This window comes from Empedobacter sp. GD03739, assembly GCF_029843245.1.
Lineage (GTDB): Bacteria > Bacteroidota > Bacteroidia > Flavobacteriales > Weeksellaceae > Empedobacter > Empedobacter falsenii_B.
Window position 1 is genome coordinate 1 of the sequence record NZ_JAOCHX010000040.1, and the last position, 26,481, is coordinate 26,481.

The 26,481-nt window shown below is 30.1% G+C and carries 24 protein-coding genes and 1 other RNA gene; 8 read left to right on the forward strand and 17 right to left on the reverse strand.

What is annotated here, in order from left to right; translation table 11 throughout:
• The first annotated feature begins 130 nt into the window (after positions 1-130).
• The 4 genes from ffs to N5E64_RS12180 all read left to right on the forward strand — a co-directional run bounded on the left by ffs (position 131) and on the right by N5E64_RS12180 (position 4,565).
• Positions 131-229: signal recognition particle sRNA small type (gene ffs, locus N5E64_RS12165), an RNA gene on the forward strand.
• 81 nt (positions 230-310) lie between these two features.
• Positions 311-1,963, forward strand: coding sequence for a CTP synthase (locus tag N5E64_RS12170; protein WP_221853939.1), 1,653 nt, complete (start codon positions 311-313; stop codon positions 1,961-1,963).
• Positions 1,941-3,785, forward strand: a complete 1,845-nt coding sequence (yidC, locus tag N5E64_RS12175) for a membrane protein insertase YidC (protein ID WP_125349701.1) — start codon at positions 1,941-1,943, stop codon at positions 3,783-3,785. Before N5E64_RS12170 ends, yidC begins: the two co-directional genes overlap by 23 nt.
• Positions 3,786-3,998: 213 nt before the next feature.
• On the forward strand, positions 3,999-4,565 hold the full coding sequence (locus tag N5E64_RS12180; RefSeq protein WP_125349702.1) for an acetate uptake transporter: 567 nt from the start codon (positions 3,999-4,001) through the stop codon (positions 4,563-4,565).
• 65 nt (positions 4,566-4,630) lie between these two features.
• On the opposite strand, the gene N5E64_RS12185 is transcribed toward N5E64_RS12180, so the two are convergent.
• Positions 4,631-4,945, reverse strand: coding sequence for a GlsB/YeaQ/YmgE family stress response membrane protein (locus N5E64_RS12185; RefSeq protein ID WP_125349703.1), 315 nt, complete (start codon positions 4,943-4,945; stop codon positions 4,631-4,633).
• A gap of 119 nt (positions 4,946-5,064) precedes the next feature.
• On the opposite strand from N5E64_RS12185, the gene glmM reads away from it, so the two are divergent.
• The 4 genes from glmM (at position 5,065) to N5E64_RS12205 (ending at position 10,309) form a co-directional block, all read left to right on the forward strand.
• Complete coding sequence (gene glmM / locus N5E64_RS12190) at positions 5,065-6,447, forward strand: phosphoglucosamine mutase (protein ID WP_280037744.1); 1,383 nt, start codon at positions 5,065-5,067, stop codon at positions 6,445-6,447.
• A gap of 92 nt (positions 6,448-6,539) precedes the next feature.
• A complete protein-coding gene (locus N5E64_RS12195) occupies positions 6,540-7,919 on the forward strand; it encodes a tetratricopeptide repeat protein (protein ID WP_280037746.1) in 1,380 nt (459 codons plus the stop codon).
• Positions 7,920-8,023: 104 nt separating this feature from the next.
• On the forward strand, positions 8,024-8,617 hold the full coding sequence (locus N5E64_RS12200) for an ACP phosphodiesterase (protein ID WP_280037747.1): 594 nt from the start codon (positions 8,024-8,026) through the stop codon (positions 8,615-8,617).
• A 63-nt stretch (positions 8,618-8,680) separates the two neighbouring features.
• Positions 8,681-10,309, forward strand: a complete 1,629-nt coding sequence (locus tag N5E64_RS12205) for an acyl-CoA carboxylase subunit beta (protein ID WP_219034162.1) — start codon at positions 8,681-8,683, stop codon at positions 10,307-10,309.
• A 53-nt stretch (positions 10,310-10,362) separates the two neighbouring features.
• Here the strand turns inward: N5E64_RS12205 and N5E64_RS12210 are convergent, their stop codons facing one another.
• From N5E64_RS12210 to N5E64_RS12285, 16 genes are all read right to left on the reverse strand, one after another.
• The gene (locus N5E64_RS12210) at positions 10,363-10,938 is read right to left on the reverse strand and encodes a sugar transferase (RefSeq protein WP_280037748.1); all 576 of its coding nucleotides are present in this window, start codon (positions 10,936-10,938) and stop codon (positions 10,363-10,365) included.
• Positions 10,939-10,943: 5 nt separating this feature from the next.
• Positions 10,944-13,433, reverse strand: coding sequence for a polysaccharide biosynthesis tyrosine autokinase (locus tag N5E64_RS12215; protein ID WP_280037749.1), 2,490 nt, complete (start codon positions 13,431-13,433; stop codon positions 10,944-10,946).
• 2 nt (positions 13,434-13,435) lie between these two features.
• The gene (locus tag N5E64_RS12220; RefSeq protein ID WP_280037750.1) at positions 13,436-14,221 is read right to left on the reverse strand and encodes a polysaccharide biosynthesis/export family protein; all 786 of its coding nucleotides are present in this window, start codon (positions 14,219-14,221) and stop codon (positions 13,436-13,438) included.
• 2 nt (positions 14,222-14,223) lie between these two features.
• A complete protein-coding gene (locus N5E64_RS12225) occupies positions 14,224-15,327 on the reverse strand; it encodes an MraY family glycosyltransferase (protein WP_280037751.1) in 1,104 nt (367 codons plus the stop codon).
• Positions 15,314-16,060 (reverse strand): glycosyltransferase, encoded by a 747-nt coding sequence (locus N5E64_RS12230; RefSeq protein ID WP_280037752.1) that lies wholly within the window; start codon positions 16,058-16,060, stop codon positions 15,314-15,316. Before N5E64_RS12230 ends, N5E64_RS12225 begins: the two co-directional genes overlap by 14 nt.
• On the reverse strand, positions 16,051-17,169 hold the full coding sequence (locus N5E64_RS12235) for an EpsG family protein (RefSeq protein WP_280037753.1): 1,119 nt from the start codon (positions 17,167-17,169) through the stop codon (positions 16,051-16,053). Before N5E64_RS12235 ends, N5E64_RS12230 begins: the two co-directional genes overlap by 10 nt.
• A 6-nt stretch (positions 17,170-17,175) precedes the next feature.
• Positions 17,176-18,165: a glycosyltransferase gene (locus N5E64_RS12240; protein WP_280037754.1), complete on the reverse strand. Its 990-nt coding sequence runs from the start codon at positions 18,163-18,165 to the stop codon at positions 17,176-17,178.
• Positions 18,165-19,229, reverse strand: a complete 1,065-nt coding sequence (locus N5E64_RS12245; protein ID WP_280037755.1) for a glycosyltransferase — start codon at positions 19,227-19,229, stop codon at positions 18,165-18,167. Before N5E64_RS12245 ends, N5E64_RS12240 begins: the two co-directional genes overlap by 1 nt.
• Positions 19,230-19,235: 6 nt before the next feature.
• Positions 19,236-19,784, reverse strand: a complete 549-nt coding sequence (locus N5E64_RS12250) for a serine O-acetyltransferase (RefSeq protein WP_181816277.1) — start codon at positions 19,782-19,784, stop codon at positions 19,236-19,238.
• Positions 19,785-19,787: 3 nt separating this feature from the next.
• On the reverse strand, positions 19,788-20,930 hold the full coding sequence (locus N5E64_RS12255; RefSeq protein WP_280037757.1) for a glycosyltransferase: 1,143 nt from the start codon (positions 20,928-20,930) through the stop codon (positions 19,788-19,790).
• On the reverse strand, positions 20,930-22,438 hold the full coding sequence (locus tag N5E64_RS12260) for a hypothetical protein (protein WP_038335316.1): 1,509 nt from the start codon (positions 22,436-22,438) through the stop codon (positions 20,930-20,932). Before N5E64_RS12260 ends, N5E64_RS12255 begins: the two co-directional genes overlap by 1 nt.
• Positions 22,439-22,470: 32 nt before the next feature.
• The gene (locus N5E64_RS12265; protein WP_280037758.1) at positions 22,471-23,061 is read right to left on the reverse strand and encodes an HAD-IB family phosphatase; all 591 of its coding nucleotides are present in this window, start codon (positions 23,059-23,061) and stop codon (positions 22,471-22,473) included.
• Positions 23,061-23,786, reverse strand: a complete 726-nt coding sequence (locus N5E64_RS12270) for an SDR family NAD(P)-dependent oxidoreductase (RefSeq protein WP_280037759.1) — start codon at positions 23,784-23,786, stop codon at positions 23,061-23,063. The genes N5E64_RS12265 and N5E64_RS12270 overlap by 1 nt, the downstream gene beginning before the upstream one ends.
• On the reverse strand, positions 23,783-25,105 hold the full coding sequence (locus N5E64_RS12275; RefSeq protein ID WP_280037761.1) for an FAD-binding oxidoreductase: 1,323 nt from the start codon (positions 25,103-25,105) through the stop codon (positions 23,783-23,785). Before N5E64_RS12275 ends, N5E64_RS12270 begins: the two co-directional genes overlap by 4 nt.
• On the reverse strand, positions 25,095-25,970 hold the full coding sequence (locus N5E64_RS12280; RefSeq protein WP_280037762.1) for a UbiA prenyltransferase family protein: 876 nt from the start codon (positions 25,968-25,970) through the stop codon (positions 25,095-25,097). Before N5E64_RS12280 ends, N5E64_RS12275 begins: the two co-directional genes overlap by 11 nt.
• A 1-nt stretch (position 25,971) precedes the next feature.
• Positions 25,972-26,481, reverse strand: a 510-nt coding sequence (locus tag N5E64_RS12285; protein ID WP_280037763.1) for a hypothetical protein, incomplete at its 5' end; no start/stop codon positions are given.

Genomic DNA, 26,481 nt, shown 5'->3' on the forward strand with positions numbered 1-26,481 from the left:
TAATATCAATTACTTTTTTAGTTCTAATTTTTATTTGTAAATCAATCTATTAATTCAATCAGACCTAAGCAACAAGAAAGTTTTTTCAATAAACACTTTTATTTTTACAAAACTTTCTTACCTTTGCATCAGGCAAGTCCTACACAACCAGCTCCTGTTGAATCCTCCAGGACGGGAACGTAGCAAAGGTATACGGTCGTAGCGGTGTGATGTAGATCGCTTGCCTATTTTTATTTTTCTAAATTTCACTCCCACTTTTTTTTACCCCATTATTTATTCGTAAATTTGCAACCATTGATTTAAAGATTCAATGGAAACAAACAAAGCACCAAAGTACATTTTCGTTACCGGAGGAGTAACATCGTCGTTAGGAAAAGGAATCGTAGCATCATCATTAGGAATGCTACTAGAAGCAAGAGGATATAGAGTAACAATTCAGAAATTGGATCCCTATATAAATGTAGACCCAGGAACACTTAATCCTTACGAGCATGGAGAATGTTACGTTACGGAAGACGGTGCAGAGACCGATTTAGATTTAGGACATTATGAGCGTTTCTTGAACCGTGCAACGTCTCGTGCTAACTCAGTTACTACAGGTCGTATTTATCAAACAGTTATAGAAAAAGAACGTCGTGGAGATTATTTAGGAAAAACAGTTCAAGTTGTTCCTCATATCACAAACGAAATAAAACGTCGTATCAAATTATTAGGTAATACAGGTGATTATGATATCATCATTACTGAAATTGGAGGTACGGTTGGAGATATTGAGTCTTTACCTTATATCGAATCTATCCGTCAGTTAACTTGGGAATTAGGAGAGCATAATTCTTCTGTTATTCACTTAACATTAGTCCCTTATTTAGCTGCTGCGGGTGAATTAAAAACAAAACCTACTCAACATTCTGTTCGTACATTAATGGAAAATGGTATTCATGCCAATGTTTTAGTTACACGTACAGAGCGTCATTTACCAAAAGATGTAAAAGCTAAATTGGCTTTATTCTGTAATGTTCGCAAAGAAAATGTGATTGAAAGTATGGATGCGGACACAATTTATGAGGTTCCATTCTTATTACATGAACAAAATTTTGACGAAGTTGTTTTAAAAGGCTTAGATTTGCCAACTGATCAAGAACCAGATTTTACAGTTTGGAACAAATTCTTATCAAATCATAAAAATCCTAAAAACGAAATCGAGATTGCTTTAGTTGGTAAATACGTTTCGTTACACGATTCTTATAAATCAATTACAGAAGCATTTACGCATGCTGCTGCAACTTGCGAAACGAATGTAAAAGTTCGTTGGGTATATTCTGGTGATATTACAGAAGACAATGTTGGAGAGCAGTTGAAAGGCGTTTCGGGAATTTTGATTGCACCAGGTTTTGGAGATCGTGGTATTTTAGGTAAAATAATTGCTGCAAATTATGCACGAAGAAATAATATTCCAACATTAGGAATTTGTTTGGGAATGCAAATTATGGCAATTGAATTTGCGCGTAACGTTTTAGGTTACGAAAAAGCAGATTCAGCAGAAATGGATTTAACAACGCCTTATCCTGTTATCAGTTTGATGGAAGATCAAAAAGATGTTTCGGACAAAGGAGGAACAATGCGTTTAGGAAATTGGAAATGTGAATTAACTCCTAATTCAAAAATTGAGAAAATTTACAACACAACCGAAATCTTAGAACGTCATCGTCATAGATATGAATTCAACAATGATTTTTATGATGAATTTGTTGAAAACAATTTTATTCCAGTTGGTAAAAATCCTGAAACAGAATTAGTAGAAATTTTAGAACATAATCAACACCCATATTATATAGGTGTACAATTCCACCCGGAATATAAAAGTACAGTTGCTTCGCCACATCCTTTATTTATAAGTTTTATCGAAGCTTCTTTATTGAATAAACAAAATGATTTATTAAATGCAACAAGAGAAAAAATTTGATTTTAACCAAACGATTGGTTTTATTTTAATTGCAATTCTTTTTGGCGTATTCTATTTTCTAAACAAACCTTCGGAAGCGGAGGTCGAAGCTCAGAAAAAAGAATTAGTTCAAAAGCAAGAGCAAGCAAAAAAACAGGAACAATTAAATAAAACAGCTACAACACAAGCTTTTCAAACTGTAGATCCTACATTAGCAAAAGATATTGAAGTTAGTAATGATAAATTAAAAGTTACTTTTTCGCCAAAAGGAGCTCAAATTTCTGACGTACAAATCGTTGGATATACAGCTTACAATGACAAAAAAGATGGACACAAAGATCTTTTACATTTGATAAAAGATGGATCAAGTAAGTTCAACTTATCATTCAAAACAAAACAAGGAGCTGTTCTTAATGTTTCGGATTTAGTTTTTGTGCCTCAAGTACAGAAAAATGCGAACAATACAATTGTTACGTTTACAGCGAATGCTCAAAATAGTCAAATTCAATACATCTATACATTAGGAGATTCTTATGGTATCGATTTCGAAATTAAAACGCAAGGTTTATCTAATATCACTTCTGAGAAAAATGTAGATTTAGCATGGACAATGGATGGTTTCAGTACTGAAAAAGGGAAAGATCAAGAAAAATATTGGTCGCATACTTATTTTCAGTTCAAAGGAAACAAAGACATCGAATACGAATTATTTGGTTCTGACGAATGGGAAGAAGAGGAAGCTATTTCTTGGGTAGCCAACAAACAACAATTCTTCGCAACAGTTTTATCAAATGATGAAGGGTTTAAAACAACAAAAGGTGGTTCTAAAAACTCTGATAAAGAGGATTTAACTTACAGTAAACACTATCACTTAAACTCAAAATTAGAGTTGAAAAATAGTGAAATCAATTCAAAATTCACATGGGATTTTATTCCATTGGATTATAAAATGTTGAAAGATTACAACGACAAAGGATTCCAAAACTTAATTGATTTTGGTTGGGGATTATTTGGTTGGTTGAATAAATATTTCTTCTTGAACGTTTTCAAATGGTTAGCTTCTGTAGGAATCACTTACGGATGGGTAATCTTCTTGATGACAATCGTTGTAAAATTGATTTTATCTCCAATTATGTACAAACAATACCGTCAATCTGCATTGATGAAAGTTGTTCGTCCAGAGTTGAATGAAATCAACGAAAAATACAAGGATCCGAAAGATGCGATGAAGAAGCAACAAGAAACAATGGCAATTTATCGTAATGCAGGAATCAATCCATTAGCAGGATGTTTACCAGCATTATTACAAATTCCTATTTTCTATGCGTTATTCCGTTTCTTCCCGAACTTAATCGACTTGAGAGGTGTTCCTTTCTGGTTCGTAGATGATTTAACAGCCTTCGATGATTTAATCAAATTACCAGAATGGGTTCCATTCCTTAATGGTCACTTAAGTGTATTCGCTTTATTATACATTGTTGCAATGATGATTTATTTTAAAGTTTCTGGATCTATGGATAACTTCCAAATGCCACAACAAGAAGGAATGCCAAACATGCAATTCATGAAATACATGATGTATGTAATGCCAGTTTTCTTCTTTGTATTCCTTAACAATTATGCTTCTGGTCTATCTTGGTATTATTTAGTATCCAATGCGATTAATATTTTCATCGTGTTATATATTAAGAAATATATGATTCACGAAGCGAAGATTCATCAAATCATCGAAACAAATAAAACAAAACCTAAAAAGACAGGTAAGTTTGCTTCGAAAATGCAAGAAATGATGAAACAAGCTCAAGAAATGCAAGAGCAACAACAAAAGAACAAAAAGAAATAATCAAACTATATTTCAAATTCAAAGATCCGTTAATGATAATTAACGGATTTTTTATTTATTCAAGACAATAAAAAATTAAGTATTCAATTTATTACATACCAATATTTTATTCACTTAAAAATACTTTTATAGTGTACGTTATACACTTTTTATGAATAAATTCTTTTTTATTTATTATTTTCAGATTATTATTGTCTCAAAATAATAAATAACATGAATAATATTTACTCAATTAAAGATCAAACAGCAAATCCTGGACCTTTAGGATTATTTGGTTTTGCAATGACAACTGTTTTATTAAACATACACAATGCAGGTTTTTTCCCTGTTAATAGTATGATTATGGGAATGGGTGTTTTCTTTGGAGGTGGAGCTCAATTTGTGGCTGGCGTTATGGAATGGAAAAAAGGAAACAACTTTGGTAGTATTGCATTCATGTCTTATGGCGCTTTTTGGTTAACTCTTGTATTTACATGGTTAGCACCGATGTTTGGCGTAGAAAAACCAGACGGAAATGCGATGGGATGTTATTTAGGAATGTGGGGATTATTTACATTAATCAACTTTTTACAAACCTTAAAAGGCAATTTGGTCGGAAAACTATTATTCGGTTCATTAACCTTATTATTCTTTTTATTGGCAGCAGGTAACTTTACAGGGAGTCAAAGCATTTTACATTTTGCTGGTTGGACAGGAATCATCTGTGGATTTATTGCTTTTTACGAAGCTTCTGCAATTATGATTAATCAGAAATACGAAAAAAACATTCTTCCTTTATAAATAATATGAATAAAAAAAATCCTTTATCAGAGACTGATAAAGGATTTTTTTATAATTGTAATGAATTATTTATTAAACATTGGAGCTAATAATTTTTTCCAAATAAATAAGATTAATAATGATCCTAAAATTGAAAAAATCCAATCCAATGGACTGAAAAAACTTACTTCTCCATCATGAGAAATTCCTAAAATTGTACGCATATAAGCTCCTAAATATGCACCAATAATACCTATAAGTGCAGTTACCCAAAATCCTCCCGGATCTTTACCTGGCATTATTGCTTTAGCAATTCCAGCACAAATTAAACCGAACACTAAGTATACCAAAAAGCTCCAAACTCCGGTAATACCTAACATAATAAATGAAGTTGTCATCATAATTAATACTATTTTTTATGGTTTTAAAAATTGTTAAGTAAATCTTAACTAAAATCGTTCCAAAAAGGTAAGAAAAGTTTTTGTAATTTGTAAATTTGTATCACTATAAAATAAAATTTATGTCTCTAATCAAATCTATTTCAGGTTTTCGTGGAACAATCGGAGGAAAACCGGGAGATAATTTAACTCCTATAGACGCTGTAAAATTCGCAGCTGCTTACGGAACTTGGCTTAAGAATCAATCAAATCAATCAGAATATAAAGTAATTGTAGGGCGCGACGCTCGTATTTCTGGACAAATGGTTTCTCAATTAGTTTGTTCAACTTTACAAGGATTAGGAATTAATGTTGTCGATTTAGGTTTATCTACAACGCCAACTGTAGAAGTTATGGTGACACATTTGCATGCAGATGGAGGAATTATTTTAACTGCTTCTCACAATCCAAAAGAATGGAATGCATTGAAATTATTGAATGCAAAAGGAGAATTTGTTTCTGCTGCAGATGGCGCACAAATTTTAGCTTTCGCAGATAAAGATGATTATACATTTGCTGAAGTTGATGATTTAGGTTCTTATGAAACTTTTGATGATGCAATTGATTTACATATCGAGAAAATTTTAGCTTTGCCATTAGTAAACGCAAAAGCGATTCAAGAGAAAAATTTCAAAGTTGCGATTGACGCAGTAAATTCAACTGGAGGAATTGCAATTCCTAAGTTATTACAACGTTTAGGTGTAATTCATTACGATATGTATTGCGAGCCAAACGGACATTTTCCTCATAATCCAGAACCTTTAAAAGAACATTTAGGTGATATCTGTAAAAAAGTAATCGACGAACAAGCTGATTTCGGAATTGTGGTAGATCCAGATGTTGACCGTTTAGCAATTATCGACGAAAAAGGTGAAATGTTTGGAGAAGAATACACATTAGTTGCAGTCGCAGATTATGTATTATCAAAAACGCCTTCAGCAACAGTTTCTAACTTATCATCTTCTCGTGCATTACGCGATATTTCTGAAAAATATGGTCAAAAATATTCGCCATCAGCAGTTGGAGAAGTGAATGTTGTGGTTGAAATGAAAAACGTTGACGCTAAAATTGGTGGAGAAGGAAACGGTGGAATTATTTATCCAGAATTGCACTACGGACGCGATTCTTTAGTAGGAATTGCTTTATTCTTGACATATTTAGCTGAACAAGATAAATCAGTTTCTGAAATTAGAGCTTCTTTTCCAGCATATTTTATGGCGAAAAAGAAAATCGAATTAACACCAGAAATCAATGTGGACGAATTGTTAGTGAAAATTCAAGAAGTTTACAAAAACGAAGAAATCAATACTGTTGATGGAGTTAAAATTGATTTCCCTACAGAATGGGTTCATTTAAGAAAATCAAACACAGAGCCAATTATTCGTATTTATACTGAAAGTACTTCAGAAGAAAATGCAAATAAATTAGCTGATAAAATGATCGAAAGCATCAAAAATATTATCTAAAACAATCTATTTTAATTGTTTAACAAATGTGCAAAACTCTAACAATTCGTTATGATTTTTGCACATTTTATTTTGTAAATTAGTCTGATAATATGGACGAAGATTTTTTTAATAACGAGCTAATTGAAGGTTTTGAGCAAATGCTTGACAATCGTGAATATAAGTATTACGATTCAGAGGATTTGGTTGAAATTATTGAGTTCTATCTTGAAGTAAATGATAGCGAATATGCAAAACGTTCGTTGGATTTTGCAGAAAAAATGCATCCCGAGAATATAGATATCAAAATCAAGAGAATCGAATATTTTCTTACAACTGAGGATTTAAAAAAAGCTGCAAAACTCATCAAAGATTTAAAAGATTTAGCTGCAAACGAATTAGATTACCTTCTTGTACAAGCACGTTTTTGGGGATTGAAAAATATGCCTCGAAAAGCGATAAATTTTTATGAAGAAGCTTTGCAAATAGACGAAGAAGAAACTGATTTTATTTGCAATTGTATCGGAAATGAATATTTGAATTTAGATGAAGTTCATTCTGCGTTAATTGCTTTCAAAAAAGCATTGAAATTCAATCCAGAAAACGATTATACTTTCTATTCTATCATTCAATGTTACGAGGAAATTCATAATCCTGATGAATGCATCGAATTTCTGAAAGATTTTATTGACGATAATCCATATTCGGAAGTTTCTTGGTTGCAACTTGGTCTGTTGTACAATCACAAAAAAATGTATGACGAAGCTATAAATGCGTTGGATTACGTGCTCGCGATTAATCCTAACTCTATTGTTGGTCATGCTAACAAAGCAGTTTCATTGGAAGAATTAGGAGAATACAATAAAGCAATAGAAACACTAGAAGAAACATTAGAATTTGATGATTCGCCAGCTGTTACGCATATGAAAATTGGTGAATTGTACGAAAAGTTAGAGAAACCACAAAAAGCATTAAAAGCTTATCATATTGCGATAAAAGAAGATCCACAATTGGATAAAGTTTGGGCAAAAGCAGCTTCGCTTTACAACAAATTAGAAAATATTGAAGAAGCCGAATATTACATTCAGCGTGCAATAGAATTGAATGGTGATAGTTACGAATATTATACAGATTCAACTTACTATTTTCTGAAACAAATGAAGTTTGAGGAAGCTATAAAAAACCTTTCGAAATTGGTTCAATTAAAGCCTTTAGTTTTCCATACTTGGTTTGCTTACGTCGAAACTTTAATTGCTGTTGGCGAATACGAGGAAGCGATTGCAGTCTTATTAACAGGCGCTTTGAAGAATTTTAATCGTGCCGAATTTTTCTATCAATTAAGCAATGTTTATTATATTACAGAGCAAGATCAATTAGGAAATGAAGCGTTGCAAAATGCATTAAGTTTGGATCGAAATTTAAAAGATTCAATGATTGAATACTATCCGATTTTAGAAGAAAAAATCAATCAAATTTCTGGAAATAACGAATAAAAATATAATTCTTAAGCCATCTTTTTTAGATGGCTTTTTTCTTCACAGTAAAATAACACAGGTTTATACAAAAAAACTTAACTTTATGAAACTAAACAAGCCTTATGAACTTTATCGCACATCAATATTTATCTTTCGGAAATCAATCGCTTCAAATTGGGAATTTGCTTGGTGAAACTGTAAAGGGAAAACAATATTTAGATTTTCCAGAAGATATTCAGAAAGGCATTTTATTGCATCGTTCGATTGATACATTTACAGATTCTCACGAAACGGTGAAGAAAAGTTCAAGTTATTTTCACGAAACACAACACAAATTTTCACCAATTATTATTGATGTGATTTATGATTATTTTTTGATTAAATATTGGAATAATTATTCTGAAACTCCTTTCGAAAAATTTAAAACAGATTGTTATCAATTATTTAAGGATGAATACAATTCGCTTCCAAAAAAACTACAAGAAACCATTTTTTATTTGCTAAAATATGATTGGTTCGAAAATTATTCGACCATAGAAGGTGTTCAAAAAACATTAAAAGGAATCGGAAGTCGAGCAAAATTTGAGAATAATTTACATCAAATCATTCCCGAATTTGAAAAAAATTATTCTAATCTCGAAACTGATTTTCTATCATTTTTTCCTCAAATTCAAACGCATTGTAAGAACTTTGTATTCGTTGATTCTCAAGTCTAAATTTCATTTTAAGAATTCGATAAAATTCATTAGTTTAGGGCTGTAAACAAACAGAAAACCACAATGGATTTAACTTTTAATAAAAGAGAGGATCATAACAAATTATTACTTTCAAAACTACGCCAAAAACTGAAACAAGTTTACCTTGGCGGAGGTCAAAAAAGAATTGATGCGTTGCATAGCAAAGGAAAAATGTCTGCAAGAGAACGTATTGATTATCTTTTAGACGAAAAAAAACCGAACATTGAGATTGGTGCTTTAACAGGCGATGAAATGTACAAAGAACACGGCGGATGTCCTTCGGGAGGTGTTGTTGTAAAAATTGGTTACATTTCTGGCAAACAATGTATTGTTGTTGCGAATGATGCAACTGTAAAAGCTGGTGCTTGGTTCCCAATTACAGGTAAAAAGAATTTGCGTGCGCAAGAAATTGCGATGGAAAATAAATTACCAATTATTTATTTAGTGGACAGCGCAGGTGTTTATTTACCAATGCAAGATGAGATTTTTCCTGATAAAGAAATGTTTGGTCGAATTTTCCGCAATAATGCAATCATGTCATCAATGGGAATTACTCAAATTTCTGCTGTGATGGGAAGTTGTGTTGCTGGTGGAGCATATTTACCAATTATGAGCGACGAAGCAATGATTGTAGACAAAACGGGTTCTATTTTCTTAGCTGGAAGTTATTTGGTAAAAGCTGCTATTGGAGAAGACATCGACAACGAAACTTTAGGTGGAGCAACAACACATTGCGAAATCTCTGGTGTGACTGATTATAAAGCAAAAGATGATAAAGATGCGTTGGATAGAATAAAATCTATCGTTGGTAAAATTGGTGATTATGAAAAAGCTGGATTTAATCGAATTGAAGCAGCTAAACCTGCTTTAGATGAGCAAGAAATCTATGGTATTTTACCTGAATCTCGTGCTGAGCAGTACGATATGTATGAGATTATTAACAGAATTGTTGATAACTCGGAATTGGACGAATATAAGCCTGATTATGGGAAATCAATCATCTGTACGTATGCGCGAATTGATGGTTGGGCGGTTGGAATTGTAGCTAATCAACGTAAAATTGTGAAGTCTAAAAAAGACGGAATGCAGTTTGGTGGCGTGATTTATTCAGATTCTGCAGATAAAGCAACTCGTTTTATTGCGAATTGTAACCAAAAGAAAATTCCGTTAGTTTTCTTACAAGATGTAACTGGTTTTATGGTTGGATCTAAATCTGAACATGGTGGTATTATCAAAGATGGTGCGAAAATGGTAAATGCAGTTTCGAATTCTGTTGTTCCAAAATTCACGATTATAGTTGGAAATTCTTATGGCGCAGGAAACTATGCTATGTGTGGAAAAGCATATGATCCTAGATTAATTACAGCTTGGCCTTCGGCTCAATTGGCAGTTATGGGAGGTGAACAGGCTGCGAAAGTTTTGTTACAAATAAAAGAAGCCACTTTGAAAGCACAAGGTGTAGAAGTTGATGAAGTGAAAAAGCAAGAACTTTTGAACGAAATTACAGCAAAATACAATGATGAAACAAGTCCTTATTATGCTGCGGCACGTTTGTGGACAGATGGAATTATTGATCCTTTGGATACGCGTAAATGGATTTCGATGGGAATTGAAGCTGCAAATCATGCTCCGATTGAAAAACAATTTAATTTAGGTGTTATTCAAGTTTAGAAAAACAAAAATATTTTTAAAAATAGAAGAGAATCCAATTTTAGGATTCTCTTCTATTTTTTGAATATTGTTTGAAACATGTAAATCAAATCTTCTTTAAAATTCCAATTCTTTACATATTCTACATTAATCTTGACTTTATCTGGCCAAAGAATTTCATCATTATATTTTATCGGATCTTTTACTTTAGACAAAACTTCTTCTTCATTACGATATTTCAATTGAGCAGGTCCAGTAATGCCAGGCTTTACATTTAGCATAATTCGATCTTCACCAATCAATTTATCTGCATAACCAGCAACATCTGGACGAGGACCAACAAAACTCATTTCTCCTTTTAGGATATTAAACAATTGTGGTAATTCATCCAATTTATAATATCGAAGAACCTTTCCTATTTTGGTAATTTGATGTTGATCGGTTGTTATTGTCGATTTAGAAACCCCTTTCATCGTTCTGATTTTATAAATATTGAAAAATCTTCCGTCTTTCCCAACTCTTTTTTGTGTAAAAACGCCAAATTGATTGGTATCTATAGAACTTATGATAATTAACAAAACAATTAATCCCACTAAAAAAATTAGTAGGATTAATGCAAGTATATAATCAAATATGTTCTTTAAGATCATTTCAATTAAAAGAATTTACCTTTAATTCGAGAAGCTAAACGTTTTATTTTTCCGAATGATGAATTATCAAAATTCTCATCTCCCGCAAAATATCCGTAGCCGTAACCGTAACCATATCCGTAACCATATCCGTAACCGTAACCATATCCGTAACCGTAGCCAGTTTTAATTTGGAAATCGTTGAATATAATTCCTACATTCGAAACCTCACCTTCATCATATTTATTAGAAATCGCATTGATAAAGTTTTTCTCCGAATAGTTGTAACGTGTTACATACAATGTACAATCCGCATAACGCATCAAATCGTACGAATCTGTTACCAAACCAATCGGTGGTGAATCTATAATTACAAATTCATATTTCTCTTTCAATTCAGTAAATAATTGATCCATTCGTTTACTCAAAATCAACTCTGAAGGATTTGGAGGAATTGGACCTGCTGTAATAATATCTAAATTTGGTAAAATTGTACGTTGCGTAATTTGATTTAACTCTAAATCACCCGCAACATAGTCTGTAACACCTGTCTTATTATTGATGTTAAAATCATCAAAGATTTTTGGTTTACGTAAATCTAATCCAATCAGAACCGTTTTCTTATCCATAGAACCGATTGAACTCGCAATATTCATCGCGTTGAAAGTTTTTCCTTCGTCTCCAATGAATGAGGTTACCAAAATCGTTTTATTATTTTCTTCAAGTCCTGGATTCTTGTATAAATATTTCAGATTAGAACGAATTGATCTAAACGATTCTGAAATTCCTGATTTTGGATTGTTAATTACAACCAATGGTGAATTATCTCCCAAAGGACCAACTAAACCAATAATTGGAATATGTGTACGACTTGTAATATCTTTTAAAACACGAACTTTGAAGTCTAATAATTCTTTAATCACAACATAAATCAAAGGAATCAATAAACCAATTCCCAAAGCTATTAAATAATTACGCTGCGGATTTGGATAAATAGAACCTTGTCCTTGATTTTTAGCTGGATCAATAATTGTGATATCAGATACAATAGATGCTAAAGATAAATCTGTTGTATTTAATTGATTAATCAACGTTGAATACAATGTACTGTTTAATTCAAATCCACGATTCGCTTCCACAAATTCAATTTCTTCGTAAGGTAAATCTTTCGCTTTGAATTCAGATTCCGCTAACTTAGCATTAATCATTGACAGATCAGTATTCAGCTTTTGTAAATGCGCATTAACTACATTCGAAATATTATTTCTTGTTTTAACTAATTGGCGATCTATTTCTCTAATTTCATCTGTATTAGATTTATAGATTTTAAGCATTTGTTCACGTTGATTTTCAAGACCCTCTAATTGATCGACGTTAGTCATATAATAAGAAACATCTAGACCAGCTATATTAAGTGCAATTAAATTATCAACACTACTCGATTTTTTAGGCATTAAACGATGTAATGCATTAATTTTCTCTTCTACAGTTACACGTTCTTTATCTAATTCAGTAAGTTTACCTAAAAGCTCACCTTTTTTTGAATCGAAATTATAAACTCCTGTTTTCTTCTGTAACTCTTGTAAATTATCTGTCGCACTATCTAATTTAAGTTTAACAGCTGCGATTCGTTCTTGTAAATATTTTCGAGTTTGAAAAGCAGATAGATTTCTTTCTGCTAATTCATTTTCTATTAAAACTTGAATTGAATTGTTTAAAATATCAACTGCTTCATTCAAACTTTCAGCATTTTTTGAAACAGCTATTATACTTGAAATTTTAGATGGATTTGTGACATTAAAACTCTGTACAGCTCTTCCTGTTGCATCTTTGATTGTGACTAATTTAAATGATATTGAACTTTCAGAAAATGGTACATTTGAACGAGTCAACATGATTTTATAGTTTTTACCTACCATCCATTGATTATAATAACCAATCTTAGGTAAATTCAACTCGTCAGACTTTATTATACTATCTTTAGTAAATTGATATAAAGAACCATTTTTGTTTTCAACTTCAAAATAAAAAGAGTTATGATCTTTAGGTTTTACTTTTACATCAACATAAGCAACTTGTTGATGTAAAGTATCAATATGAACGTGAAAAGGAGCATCTAATTTATATATATTAGATTTTTTTAAACGTCCTTCTTCTGTATAATAAATATAAGATTCTGTCCTTTTAACTACTTTTTCGTTATGTATACGAGAAGTTAATGTATACGATAACCCATCGATTTTATTTGCATTTCCTCCCCAAATAAAGTTAATAGAGTTCGAAGCTAATGAATTATTAGCAGAACTATTATCTTTAATTTTAAATGTTGTATTTGCTGTATAAATTTTGTTCAGCTTCCAATTATTAAGATAATAGGCAACTGCTAATGCTATAAGCATCGAGATTATGTATAACGGCCAAGCATTTAACAACCTTGGTATAAGTCTTTCTATATCAATAAAGTCAGATTGTTTTTTCTTACTTTTTTGATCAATAGTTGTAGTTGTGTTTGCCATCTTTAAATTTTATCAAAAAATAAATAAACACCCAAAATTGTTGCGATTGCTCCCATTACAGTAGTTACTACTGTCAGAGGATTAAGTCCTACACCCCATACTTTTTCTTTACGAGGGTTAACAACAATAATATCATTATTTTGAATCCAGTAATACTCTGAATTCATGATTGATTCTTTTGTTAAATCAACATAAACTTGTTTTGTACCATCTAAATCTGTTCTAATAATTCGAATATTTTTTAAATCTGCATAGATGTTATTTGTTCCTGTTTTAGAAAAAGCTTCTAAAATTGTTAAGTCTCTTTTGTTTGCTCTATACGTACCTTGTTGAACCTCTCCTACAATAGTATACTCAATACCTGCCAAGTTAACGTCGATAAAAGTTCCTTTTTCATCATAGATTTTATAAAACTCATCTTGGATTTTCTTACGAGCTTGTTCAATAGTAAGACCTTCTAATTTTATTTTTCCAATACGAGGTAACTCAATTGCTCCGTCTTGTCTTACATACACTCCATTTCCTCCTTGAGTATTATTACCTGAAGTAATAAAATCACTAAGAATTCCCATAGAAGCTCCTGCAGCAGAAGAAATATTAATTAAAATTTGATCATTTTTTTGAATATGATATTCAGGTTTTTCAAAAGAAATCTTACCATTTGCATCTAATTTTAAATTAGGATCTGGTTGAATTAGTTGAACATCTTTTAAAGATATACATGAAAACAAATTCATGATTATCAACAAAATGAAAGTTTTGGTTAAAGTTGATTTTAAGTTAAGCATTTTTATAATGATATTTTTTTATTCTTTTTTAATACTACAGCATATCGTAGAGAGACAACAAAACTAATTGATAAAACAATAAAGATCAAAAATAGTTTATTAATTTCAATATTTCTAAAATAATACCCAATGAATATAAAAAAAATGTTAATAAGTACTAATATTATTGAAGTTTGAATATGAGTAAACCCTAATTTTAAGAATTGGTGATGGAGATGGTTTTTGTCTGCCGAAAATGGACTTCTTTTTCTAAGAATTCGGATTGTAAAAACCGATAAAGTGTCTACGATTGGAATAACAAAAATAAAAAGTAATAAAACAGGTCCTGTTTTTAAACCTAAACTAGAGGTTTCACTAATGTATAAAAAGCGAATTGCCATAAAAGTTAAGATAAATCCTATCACCATAGAACCTGTGTCTCCCATAAATATTTTAAACTTTTTGGACAAATTATATCTTCCAAAACCTAGTAAAACAGCTAATGTACTAACAGCTAATATTCCTATTCCGTAATCAAATATTCTGTAGAATATATAAACAAAACACAAACTAATTACTATACCAATTCCTGAAGCTAAACCATCAATTCCGTCAATTAAATTGAATGCATTTATTAAGACTATGAAAACAAAAATGGTTAAAATAACTCCAATAAAGTAAGGAATTTCATAGATTCCAAATAACCCTGAAAATGACTTAATCATTATACCAGAACCAAAAATGATTAAAATAGTACTTATAATCTGACCATATAATTTTTTATCAGGAGCTACAACTAATAAATCATCCATTAATCCAATAAAAAATAATATTGTAATTGCAGATAAAAAGAAAGAATAGTTAACACCTAATTCAGTTGCAAATATCGATGTTGAAACTACTATTCCAAAAAATAAAGCCACTCCTCCCAAGGTTGGCACTTTATTAACATGAGAACTTCTCTCTCCAGGCACATCCATCAATTGTTTTTTATATGATATTCGTATAATTTTTGGAATCGATATTAATGTAATAAATAAAGCAGAAAAAAATGCTCCAAATATATTAACATATAAGGGAGAGACACTTAAGGTATATAAATAGTCTAATAATTTAAAGTTTTCCATATTTTTTTAATCCATTAATTGCCCAAAAAAAAGTGTAATATGATGATTTGAAAAAATTCATTTTTAAATAATATCTATAAACATTATATTGTTTTTTTGCAATTCGTAATTTATTTCGAGAAACTGAGTTGTTTCGAATTCTATAAATAGCTAAAGATTCATTGATAGCTCTTGCATATTTTATTTTACCTAACAAATCTATCCACATTGCATGATCTTCTCGAAGTTCTACATCTGGAACTGGTATTTTTCCAATTCGTTTTGAATCATATACAGATGTTAACATCGGAATAGGACAATTGTATAAAATTCGATTTCGATCTACTTTATCTACAGCAATAAAATCGACTAACAATGGTTCTAAATTTTCATCAACCCGCTTATAACTTGAATAAACTAACTCTTCATTATTCTCTATTAAATAATTAATTGTAGTTTCTAAAAAATTAGGTAACCACAAATCGTCACTATCGAGAAATGTTATAAATCTGCCTTGTGCTTTATTTAATGCTAAATTTCTAGCATGAGCAGCTCCATTATTTTCTGATTGTAAAATTAATTTTATTCTATTATCATTAAAAGATTTAATTATTTCGACAGATTTATCTGATGAACAATCATCTACAATAATCCATTCCCAATTCTTATAGCTTTGAGATTTGATAGAATTGTAAGTATCAGCTATATATTTTTCTGAATTATAGCATGGTGTTATAATTGATACTATTTCCATTTCCATAATCCGTAAACTGCCTCTTTATTAAAAAATGTTCTATAATTACCAAAATTCGATTTATGTCCCTGTTTAACTTGAAACCAAAAAATCAATAAAATAGTATAAGAAACAAAACTTACATAAATAAAATTCCGTTTAAACTTTTCTCCGTTGAAAGAATACACTAATCTTCCTACTGTAAGCCCTAAGAAAACTAAATAAAATCCTGGTAATCTAATACCAAAAATTCCTTTTCCTAGAAAGAAGTAAAGTAATACTCCAAAAACAAAAAGATTACGGAAATAACAATATAATTTATCTTCTACAGCATATTTATTATAAATAATAATTGAAAGAATTGAAATAATCTTCACGAAATCACCTACTGCTACACCATCACCTTCATTATATAACTGACTTTGATAATCCTCAAACTTATCTTGTCCAATTGGCATATATTGCATAATAACCTCAATAATAGAATTTAATCCTGTATAGAAGCCTATGATAGAAAAAACAACTAACCAACCTATAAATTTTTCATCAAACTTCATTGGAGCAATCCAATAAGCAAGTAAAAAAACAATTATAGATTCATGAAATTGAAATCCAATTGTAATACAAATCAAAAACTTTATTAGGTTACGATCGATTACATAACGTATAGAATAAAGTGCAATTGCATTTGCTAAACCTTGCCTAATATGTACATGCTCTTCGAACATAAAGTTCGGCATCGCATAAATAAATAATACTAAAAAAGGAAATCCTCCGTATTTATAGAAAGTTGTTGTCTTTAGAATAAGAGAAGTTGTTGCAACTATTAATGTAAGCATCCCAAAATCAAAACCATAATCAACAAGTATTTTATTCAGGCCTAAATATCCTTTCTCCATACCTGCCATATAGGCAAAACGACCAAACTCTGACCAATTTACGTAAGCCAATGCATTAAAAGTATCAAAATATGCTACCCAATCAGGGCTCAATGCGTATCCCAATCCAGCAGTTAAACACATTATCACAACAATTAATATATATAATTGTTTACTGACCTTTTTATTAGAAAACTCTAAAAAAGATGCGACAAATAGAAATGCAAATATGAATAAATAAATAAAACTCACTACCGATTAAAATTTAAGTAATAGTTGAGGATAAATCATGGCTAAATGGTAAAAAATTCTTTTTTTCAATGGTAATGAATTTAAATAGTTTTTGTCAAAACGCTTGTAGTTTTTAATTTCTTTTTTTGTTAAGTTATTTGCCTTTAAAAAGTCATTCAAAACATTTAACATTTTACACTTCAAATTTTTATCTTTCACATAAGCCAAATAAGCTAAATACGAATAATAACCTTGTATAATTTGAAAACGCTTTAACTCAGTTGCAAATGTATTGTATTTACTCTGATAAAAATAATTTGTCACCTCATTTACAGCAACAAACATATCCAAACCTTTCTCCGTATGTGTTTTTGTAATAGAATCTTGTCGTTCAAAATACTTATAAAAAGGTTCATTTATTTTAGAAATAATACTCGAATCTAAAACCAATTTCGGAATCAATTCTATATCCTCAAAATGAATTCCTTTTCTAAATAGATGATTCTCGAACAACGATTTTTTGAAGATTTTATTACAAGCAAAGCAACTCATTTCACCAAAAATGGTAAAATCTTCTGCTAAAATTATTTTTTCTGGCAATTGAGGCGATTGCGGTAAATCACGAAATTCTTTACCATTTTCATCAACTTTTACCAAATCACACAAAACAATTTCAGATTCATCTCTTTTCGCCAATTCATACATTTTCTCCAACATCGCTAAATCAATGTAATCATCAGAATCAATAAAAGCAATAAATTCACCTTTCGCTTTATCAATACCAGCATTTCTCGCATCACTTAATCCTCCATTTTCTTTCTGAATAGAAATTATGCGCGAATCTTTAGAAACAAATTCATCAATAATTTCTTGCGAATTATCCTTAGAACCATCATTCACAACAATCACTTCAATATCTTTCAACGTTTGATTCAATATCGAATTTAAACATTTCGAAAGATATTTTCCGGTGTTATAAACTGGTACAATGACGGATATTTTAGGCTGAATTGACATTATATTTTATCAAAAATTGATTCGTATTGTTGAATTATTTTTTCTTTACTAAATCGAGAATGAATACTTTCAATAATTTGTTCTTCTGAATGATTCTCTTGCAAAACTTCTTTAATTTTTTCTGCAAAACCCTTCGAATTTTCAATTGGAAAAATTTCTGCATTAATGCCTTCTTGCACAATTTCATTGATTCCTCCTGGACAATTATTTGTCAAACTATAAGTTCCACAAGCTCCAGCTTCCAACAAAACATTCGGAAAACCTTCGTAACGAGAAGAAAGCACAAACAAATCTGCATTCTTTAAATAAACAAATGGATTTGAAACTTTTCCTTTAAACGTTACATTATTTAAACCTAACTCTCCTTTTTGTTGAGCTAGTTCATCTTTAAAAGCTCCATTACCAAGAATCGTTAAATGTATATTTTCTCCTTTCAATTCATTCATCACATTCAATAAAAGATCAAAACCTTTTCGTGGTGAAAGATTTCCTATTGCCACAATATTTTTATAGCTCATGTTAAAACCAACATTAACACTTTCTATTTTTAATCGATTAATCAAATCAAAATCAACAGGATTATTAATTTTCACAATTTTATTTTCCGAAATTCTAAAATTCTCAATCAGATCATTTTTCATGTCGTCGCTTTGTGCAATAATCTGATGAAAATTATTATAAAATCGATAAAAGAATAAAATTTCTTTACGTTTTACATGTTTAGAAACCACATTTGTTTCTCTTGTGATAAACTTAGTTTTAGGAAACAACGAAATAATTGGTGATAAAAAAGCCGAAATTTCTCCCCAACCTGTAAAAACGATTTCTGGTTTCAACTTTTTAATCAACGGAATAATTTTGAAAATCGAATAACGAATACGAGAAACCTTTAATTCAATAATTTCAACATCATCTTTCAAATGATTCAAATAATAACCTTCTTTTTTGAACAACACCAATTTTGGACAGAATTTTGTTCGATCTAATTCATTACAAAGCGTTGTAATTACTCGCTCCGCACCTCCTTGATTAAGATCTGGCAATATGAAAAGTATTGTTTTCAAAAAATTTTAATCAATTCTATTATTAATATAACCTTCCGTTGCTTTTTCGTTCGAAATAATTTGCATTGGATTTCCTGTCACAATCGAATTATCTGGTACGTCTTGCGTTACATAACTGTTTGGCGCAATCAACACGTTATTTCCAATTGTAATTCCACCAACAATTACGGCATTTGTACCGACCCAAACATCATCTTTCAAAATTGGAAAACCTTTCAATTTTCCTCTATTTGTCTGTCCTAACGTTACGCCATGCGCTATATTGCAATTTTTTCCTATTTTACATTTCGGATTAACAACAACAGTTCCCCAATGACCTAAATTTAAACCTGCTCCAATTTCTGTTTTTGCAGAAATTTGATAGCCATATTTAATCGAATAACGACGCAGCAATAAACGATAAATCAATCCTAAAGGATGTTTTGTAGAATATTGTTGAGCTTTTCTTAAACAATAAATAAAACGAAAACCTGGACTTATAAAGCCTTTCAAAAAAGGAGAATTCGTCCAATATCCAAAGTTTCGATAAAAATCTTTCTGAATAATTGTCTTCATAATTTAGTTTAAATATTTTTCAATTGAATTTACTGCATTCCCCAACTCAAAAGGTAATGTTTTTCCTTCAATGATTTGTTGATATTTATGGGCAATTTCAGGATTTTGAATAAAATATTTCATTCCATCATAAATTGCTTCCTCTTCATTATGGATAATATACCCTAATTCGCCATCATTCAACATTTCTCTAACTCCCGAAACATCTGTTGCTATAATTGGTTTTGCTAAAACCATCGCTTCAAACAAAACTGTTGGGTAACCTTCGTAACGAGAGGATAAAATATAATAATCTGCCTGAACAAAATAGGGATAAGGATTTTCTTTGAAACCAATCAAATGTGCAGTTTCTTCAACTCTTAATTCTTCAACCAATTTTTTGATATTCGGAAAATCGTAACCGTCACCAACAATCCAAACTTGATGTTGAAAACCTTCGTCTAGCAATTTGCGATGCGCTCTCAGTAGACGATCAAATCCTTTTTGTGGAAAAACTGTTCCGATTGAAACAAATGTTAGTTGCTCCTTTTTTTTCTGAATCTCACAAGGTTCTAATGCTGACTTTTTAATTTCACTGACATCAATAGGATTATAAATTCGAACCACTTTTTGTTTTTGTTCATCTGAATTTGCTAAACCTAAAAATAATTGATTAATCTTTTCTGAAATCACTAGAATTTGATCAAACTCGAAAAAGTTTTTCAATCGTTTTGTTGTATATTCAGGAATATTCGACAAATCATTGTGAATCCAAACTATTTTTTTAGAAGATTTAATCGGAGAATTCAAGATTTCATCTGCCATTCCATGAATTGCCGCAAACTCTATATCGTATTTTTTATTCGGTAAAATAAATTTGTAAAGCAACTTTGGAAATGATGACAAAATCTTTTGATAAATCACTCGAAAAGCTTTTTTCGGAATATCCTGCGGACGATTTGTCGTAATCATTTCACCTTTATTCAAATAATAGATATTAATCCAAGACGGCACATCTTTGAGATATTTACCTGAATAAAGGTTTAACAATAAATCTATTTCGTATTTTTCTGCTGGAAGATTTTTGAGAAAAGTGACCAATACTTTTTCAGCACCTCCATGACGAAGTGAGCCAATACGTATTAATATTTTCTTTTTAGCTGACATTATTTCGCAGTCGATTTTCGTTTATATAAATAGAAATCTCTACCAGAAGGCTTGAATTTGTATATTTTGTCTAAAATAGGATTGTCAGATTTTGCTACATCTGCAACCTTAAATTCTTTGATCAATTCGTAATCATTATAAATGGATTTATCGGCCAATTCTCCTTTGAACATTGGCTTGAAATCTTCTAAAATATATTTCGGTTTTGCTTTATTGATAAGATTAGAAAAACCTACTTCTTTTCCATTTTTCACGATATTTTCTTCGGTTAATCTTTTATCAACCAACCCAACGTAATCAATTACTTTTAACTTAGAAAAATAAGGAATATAACCTGCTGGTTCTAGGAATATATAATTGTCTTTATTAGGCTCAATTGAATCTAAATACAAACCTATTTTACGTGCATGATTCCATTCTCCATGTCCTGTTGCAATAGAATGAACAGCTTGATAAGCTGTAAATGGAATAAAAAAGACGATAAAATAAGCAATTGATAATGATTTGTACTTTTCCGAATCTAAAACGATTAATATAATAGGCAAAAACAAACAGATTTGAGGAATCCAATAATACCAATCGAACCATGAGTTAGCCGCACCAAAAATGATGGTTTTTACAACTCCAAACAAGAATAAAAACGAAACTACTTTTCGTTTATCAACATTCCATTTTTTGTTTAATACAACCAAACAAACCAACGAAATTATAAATAATAAAATCGTTGAAAAGTTAAAGATAGATGTTGGAAATTTTATCATTCCAAAATAATTCGGCCCAAAGAATTTGAATTCAGTCCAGCGTTCTAATAATGTAGGATTTACGTAATTATTCTTTTTAGAAGTGATCGTGTTATTCACAATTTCTCCGAAGTAAAACCAGTTGAAAGCTACTGTAGACAAAACGGCTAAAATACCACCAATCATCAATGCGTTATTCCATTTACGTTGTTGAATTACATCATAAATAAATAACAATCCTAAGAAAATACAGGTGTCAATTCTAGTCCAAAGAATTAGGATCGGCATCAATATAAATGCCCAATTTTTTCTTTCTACAAAACCATATTTGATTAATGCCATATAGAAAAAGAAAAGCATTCCGAATTCCATTCCTAAAATTGACATTTTTATAGCAGGTGGTAAAAAACTAACAAATAAAATGAATAAAATAATCTTATTTGTTGAATTGAAAAATAGTTTTCCAAGCCAATATATACCAATTGTCAGTAAAATTGTATTAAAAATAAGAAGCGGATAAATGAAATTTCCTTCGCCAAAAATAGATTGAAAAATGACTCCAACAAAAACATATAAATGTGTTGTAGATGCTGATATTTTTTCGGCTCCGTTATAGCCGTAGACACCATACTCGATAATATTTCGAGCAACACGCCACGAAATTAAAGCATCTTCTTGTATATGGTGAGTAAAGAAAAAGATAGATTTTAGAAGTAAAATCAAAATTGAAGCAATCAGAATTTTACTTTTATTCAAAGAATCTTTCATAGTTATAGTTTGGTCGTGCAAATATAGTTTTATTAATTAAAATATCTAAAATTAGATTTTGTAGCAATCGAAAACATTGCTTCATCACCTTTTGTATCACCAAAAGCTATGATTTGGTCATATAAAGACAAATCAATCTCTTTCTCGATTCTATTCTTTTTTTCTTGATAATTACAATTTGGTGAAGCAAATTTCCCTGTAAAAAAACCTTGTTCATCATATTTTGCTTTGGTACAAATTAGTCCCATTTCATAATAATCAGCAAAAGGTTGAATCCAAAAATCGACAGAAGCTGAAACGATAAATTTGTCATTATAATTACTTAATGATTTAATATATTCATCAGCTTTTAAATAAATTAATTCTTGATGATTTTTTTCGAAATAATTTTGAGCTAATTGATTAATTTCAACATAAGATTTTCCTTTCAAAAATTTCGAAATAAACATTTCTTTTACAAAACTAGCATCAATTATCTTTAATTCTGAAACGACAAATAATGGAATAAATATCAGATAATTAAAGAAGTAAACTTTAGGAAAAGAGAATTTTAAAAAATCGAATAAGGTATCTTTACAAGTTAAAGTACCATCAAAATCAAAAAGGTATAAATTACGATTCATTACATTTTCATCTTTTTGAAAATAAATTCAGGAACATTTCGAATTATCATCATAATTCCCCACCACAAAAACGTTACATAAACAACATTTTTCTTTTTGACATAAGCTTTATAAATAATATTAGCCGCTTGGTCTGGTTGAGCTGTTAATGGTTTTGGTGTTTCGATATCAGCTGTCATTTGTGTATCCATAAATCCTGGAATAACCGTCATTACATGAACTTTTTTATGAAATAAATAATTTCTCAAACCAGCTAAATAAGCTGTAAATCCAGCTTTTGCTGATCCATAAATAAAATTGCTTTGACGACCACGTTCTCCAGCTACAGACGACAATCCAATGATAGTTCCCGAACCTTTTGCTTCGAATTTCTGCGCAAAATGATTAATTAAGACAATTAATTTTGAGTAATTAACTTCTACTATTTGTTTCGTATTCCAATCATCGTATAAACCTTCTTCCGAATTTTTTCCTAAATATCCCGCAGCACAAAATAATAATTCAGAATCGATATGAGCAATTAAAGAATAATCATTTTCTTTTGTTAAATCGAAATGAACAATCTCGCATTTTTGCTCATATTTTGCATAAAAATGTAGTGCTAATTTCTTTGTTTTTTCGATGTTTGATGTAAATAAATAAACCATCGGAAAACGTTTACCTTCTTTCAAAACCTTTTCTACAAAAGCTATTGCTACATCAGAATTTGATCCTATTACTATCATTTTTGTTTAAATCTATTGATACGTTCGTTTTGCATCGACTCGAATTTTGGAGAATCGATATGTTGTAAATAATCTGTCAAAGCAGGATTAGACATCGCGTCTTTTGTCCGGTAAATATGTCCTCCATAATCCATCACAATTTTATCTAAACTTGCAATTAATTTTTCTAATTTATTATTCACTTTAAAGTCTAAAGCCAATGTGTATCCTTTCATTGGAAACGAATTATAAGCTTGTGAATTATTATCTCCAAATAATTTTAAAACAACCAGAAAAGAACCATTTCCACTCTCAGCAATCGTTTCTAAAACTCTACGCATTCCTTCTTTACCTGTTTCTTTTGGAATCACAAATTGATATTGAATAAAACCATTTTTTCCATAAATACGATTCCAATTATGCACTGCATCTAATGGATAGAAAAATGTTTCGTAATCCACATAATTTTTCAAATGCTTTTTACCTTGTTTATTAAAATATAACCAATTAAAAATTTTGATTGATAAAGGATTCAACGCGAAATTTGGAAAGAAAAATGGAATATTTAAATTTAATTTTTTCTTAATTTTTAAAGGTTTCTTTTTAAATTTTTGAGGTAATTCATCTAAAGTTGCATGTTCGCCACGCAACATAATCGATTTTCCCAAAGAAGTTCCTTTTTGTAAACAATCTAACCACGCAACATTATACGTCCAAGATTCTGAAGATTCAAATAACTCGAAAATTTCATCTAAATTCTTTGCTTGAATAGCTTCATTTTTGATATATGCTGACTCAATTTTTTTCAACACAAATTTAGCTGAGATAACAACTCCTGTTAATCCCATTCCACCCACTGTTGACCAAAATAAATCTGTATTTTCATTTCTTGAACATCTCAAAATGTCACCATTATCAATCATCAAATCAAAATGAATTAAATGATCCGAAAAACAACCATCAATGTGATGATTTTTTCCATGAACATCTGATGCAATTGCGCCTCCAACTGTAATAAATTTTGTACCTGGCGTTACCGAAATAAAATATCCAGCTGGAATAGAAACTTCTAAAATATCTGATAATAAAACACCAGATTCTACTTCAATTATTCCATTCTCACGATCAAAATCGACAAACTTATTCCATTTAGAAGTTGAAATAATAGTATTTTGTAATGAAGCATCTCCGTAACAACGTCCATTTCCTCGAGCAATTACCTCTTCATTTGAAAGAATTGCTTCCTGAAATTCTAAAATTGTGGTTGGCGATACAACATTGGCTTTTATAGATGGATAAAGTCCCCAATTGGCTACTGGAGATAGTTTTTTATTTTCCATGATTAAAATAAATCAATAATACATAACTGATTCCCCATAACATAATTAGAATTTGTAAAAAATGATCTTTAAAAATTAATTTAGTTGGAGATTCTGTTCTTGAATAAACAAATGTCTGTTGCAAATAGCGCAAAACCGCAGCAAAAACAAAGACAAAGGTATAAATAATATAATGATGAAATTTGGTTTGAGTATCAGGCGAAAGGATGAACATCATATAACAAATTACAGCGACGGTACAAGTGATTGCCAATGCAGAGTTAAGAAAATTGAGATTATAGCCATCCAACGATTTTCTTGTAATTCCTTGTAAATCGGCGTTAATTAATTCCCCTCTACGTTTTCCTAAAGCTAAAATTAGTGCCAAATCAAATACTAACAAAGTTGTCCAATCCGTTACAATTAAACTAGTCATATAACCACCAACAAAAACTCTTAGTAAGAATCCAAATGCTATAATCATCACATCAAGAATTGCAATTTGTTTTAACTTGAATGAATAAGCCAAATTCATAAAAAAGTAAATTCCAACAAGAATTGCGACCTGTTTATTTCCAAAAAAATAAATCAGAATTGATGTTACAATGACTAAAATAACAAATAGAATTAAAGCATTTTGCTTCGCTATTTTACCACTTGCCAATGGTCTATTTTTCTTTTCGGGATGTTTTTTATCTTTTTCAATATCGACATAATCATTGATAATATAAATACTACTTGCCACAAACGAAAAGATTAAAAAGCCATAAAACGACTCAATAAACAAATCGATATTCAATAAATTTCCCGAAAAAAATATTGGTAAAAAAACAAATAGATTTTTTACCCATTGGTTAACTCGTATAAGTTTTAAATAGTTTAGCATTTTATTTTAATATTCTTTTGTAAAGTTTTATTAATTTTTTTTCAAAAAACTTATAACAAACTAATCCAAAAACGATAACAAATATAATTACAATAACAGGAGAGAAATATCCTAATTTGAAATTTTCATTTAAGTATTTCACAAAAACTACTCCTAAGTGATAATGAATTAGATACATACAATAAGAAGCTGCACCAATTTTTAATAAAAAGGGTTGTTCTAAAAATTTTAATTTTTCTGGTTTATACACAAAAAGTAATATAAAAATAAAAACAGAAACAGAAAATACAAGAATGCCAGAATTTAATTCTTTTAAAACAGATAGTCCTAATAAAAATATAATTATGTATAAAAATTTTTTATCTTTTGTTTGATAAAGTCTAAGTAAAAACATTCCTATAATAAACCAAATACATTCACTAAAAAGAGCTAAACATCTTGCGACAAGTCTATAATAATCGAGTTGAGATTCTGAAAAATAATTTAATAAATATGGACGTGCTGAATGAGA

What these genes read in the sequence shown, in the direction of transcription:
- N5E64_RS12170 (WP_221853939.1), top strand. Translation starts at nt 311, where the DNA reads ATGGAAACAAACAAAGCACCAAAGTACATTTTCGTTACCGGAGGAGTA.
- yidC (WP_125349701.1), top strand. Translation starts at nt 1,941, where the DNA reads ATGCAACAAGAGAAAAAATTTGATTTTAACCAAACGATTGGTTTTATT.
- N5E64_RS12180 (WP_125349702.1), top strand. Translation starts at nt 3,999, where the DNA reads ATGAATAATATTTACTCAATTAAAGATCAAACAGCAAATCCTGGACCT.
- N5E64_RS12185 (WP_125349703.1), bottom strand. Translation starts at nt 4,945, where the DNA reads ATGATGACAACTTCATTTATTATGTTAGGTATTACCGGAGTTTGGAGC.
- glmM (WP_280037744.1), top strand. Translation starts at nt 5,065, where the DNA reads ATGTCTCTAATCAAATCTATTTCAGGTTTTCGTGGAACAATCGGAGGA.
- N5E64_RS12195 (WP_280037746.1), top strand. Translation starts at nt 6,540, where the DNA reads ATGGACGAAGATTTTTTTAATAACGAGCTAATTGAAGGTTTTGAGCAA.
- N5E64_RS12200 (WP_280037747.1), top strand. Translation starts at nt 8,024, where the DNA reads ATGAACTTTATCGCACATCAATATTTATCTTTCGGAAATCAATCGCTT.
- N5E64_RS12205 (WP_219034162.1), top strand. Translation starts at nt 8,681, where the DNA reads ATGGATTTAACTTTTAATAAAAGAGAGGATCATAACAAATTATTACTT.
- N5E64_RS12210 (WP_280037748.1), bottom strand. Translation starts at nt 10,938, where the DNA reads ATGATCTTAAAGAACATATTTGATTATATACTTGCATTAATCCTACTA.
- N5E64_RS12215 (WP_280037749.1), bottom strand. Translation starts at nt 13,433, where the DNA reads ATGGCAAACACAACTACAACTATTGATCAAAAAAGTAAGAAAAAACAA.
- N5E64_RS12220 (WP_280037750.1), bottom strand. Translation starts at nt 14,221, where the DNA reads ATGCTTAACTTAAAATCAACTTTAACCAAAACTTTCATTTTGTTGATA.
- N5E64_RS12225 (WP_280037751.1), bottom strand. Translation starts at nt 15,327, where the DNA reads ATGGAAAACTTTAAATTATTAGACTATTTATATACCTTAAGTGTCTCT.
- N5E64_RS12230 (WP_280037752.1), bottom strand. Translation starts at nt 16,060, where the DNA reads ATGGAAATAGTATCAATTATAACACCATGCTATAATTCAGAAAAATAT.
- N5E64_RS12240 (WP_280037754.1), bottom strand. Translation starts at nt 18,165, where the DNA reads ATGTCAATTCAGCCTAAAATATCCGTCATTGTACCAGTTTATAACACC.
- N5E64_RS12250 (WP_181816277.1), bottom strand. Translation starts at nt 19,784, where the DNA reads ATGAAGACAATTATTCAGAAAGATTTTTATCGAAACTTTGGATATTGG.
- N5E64_RS12255 (WP_280037757.1), bottom strand. Translation starts at nt 20,930, where the DNA reads ATGTCAGCTAAAAAGAAAATATTAATACGTATTGGCTCACTTCGTCAT.
- N5E64_RS12260 (WP_038335316.1), bottom strand. Translation starts at nt 22,438, where the DNA reads ATGAAAGATTCTTTGAATAAAAGTAAAATTCTGATTGCTTCAATTTTG.
- N5E64_RS12265 (WP_280037758.1), bottom strand. Translation starts at nt 23,061, where the DNA reads ATGAATCGTAATTTATACCTTTTTGATTTTGATGGTACTTTAACTTGT.
- N5E64_RS12270 (WP_280037759.1), bottom strand. Translation starts at nt 23,786, where the DNA reads ATGATAGTAATAGGATCAAATTCTGATGTAGCAATAGCTTTTGTAGAA.
- N5E64_RS12275 (WP_280037761.1), bottom strand. Translation starts at nt 25,105, where the DNA reads ATGGAAAATAAAAAACTATCTCCAGTAGCCAATTGGGGACTTTATCCA.
- N5E64_RS12280 (WP_280037762.1), bottom strand. Translation starts at nt 25,970, where the DNA reads ATGCTAAACTATTTAAAACTTATACGAGTTAACCAATGGGTAAAAAAT.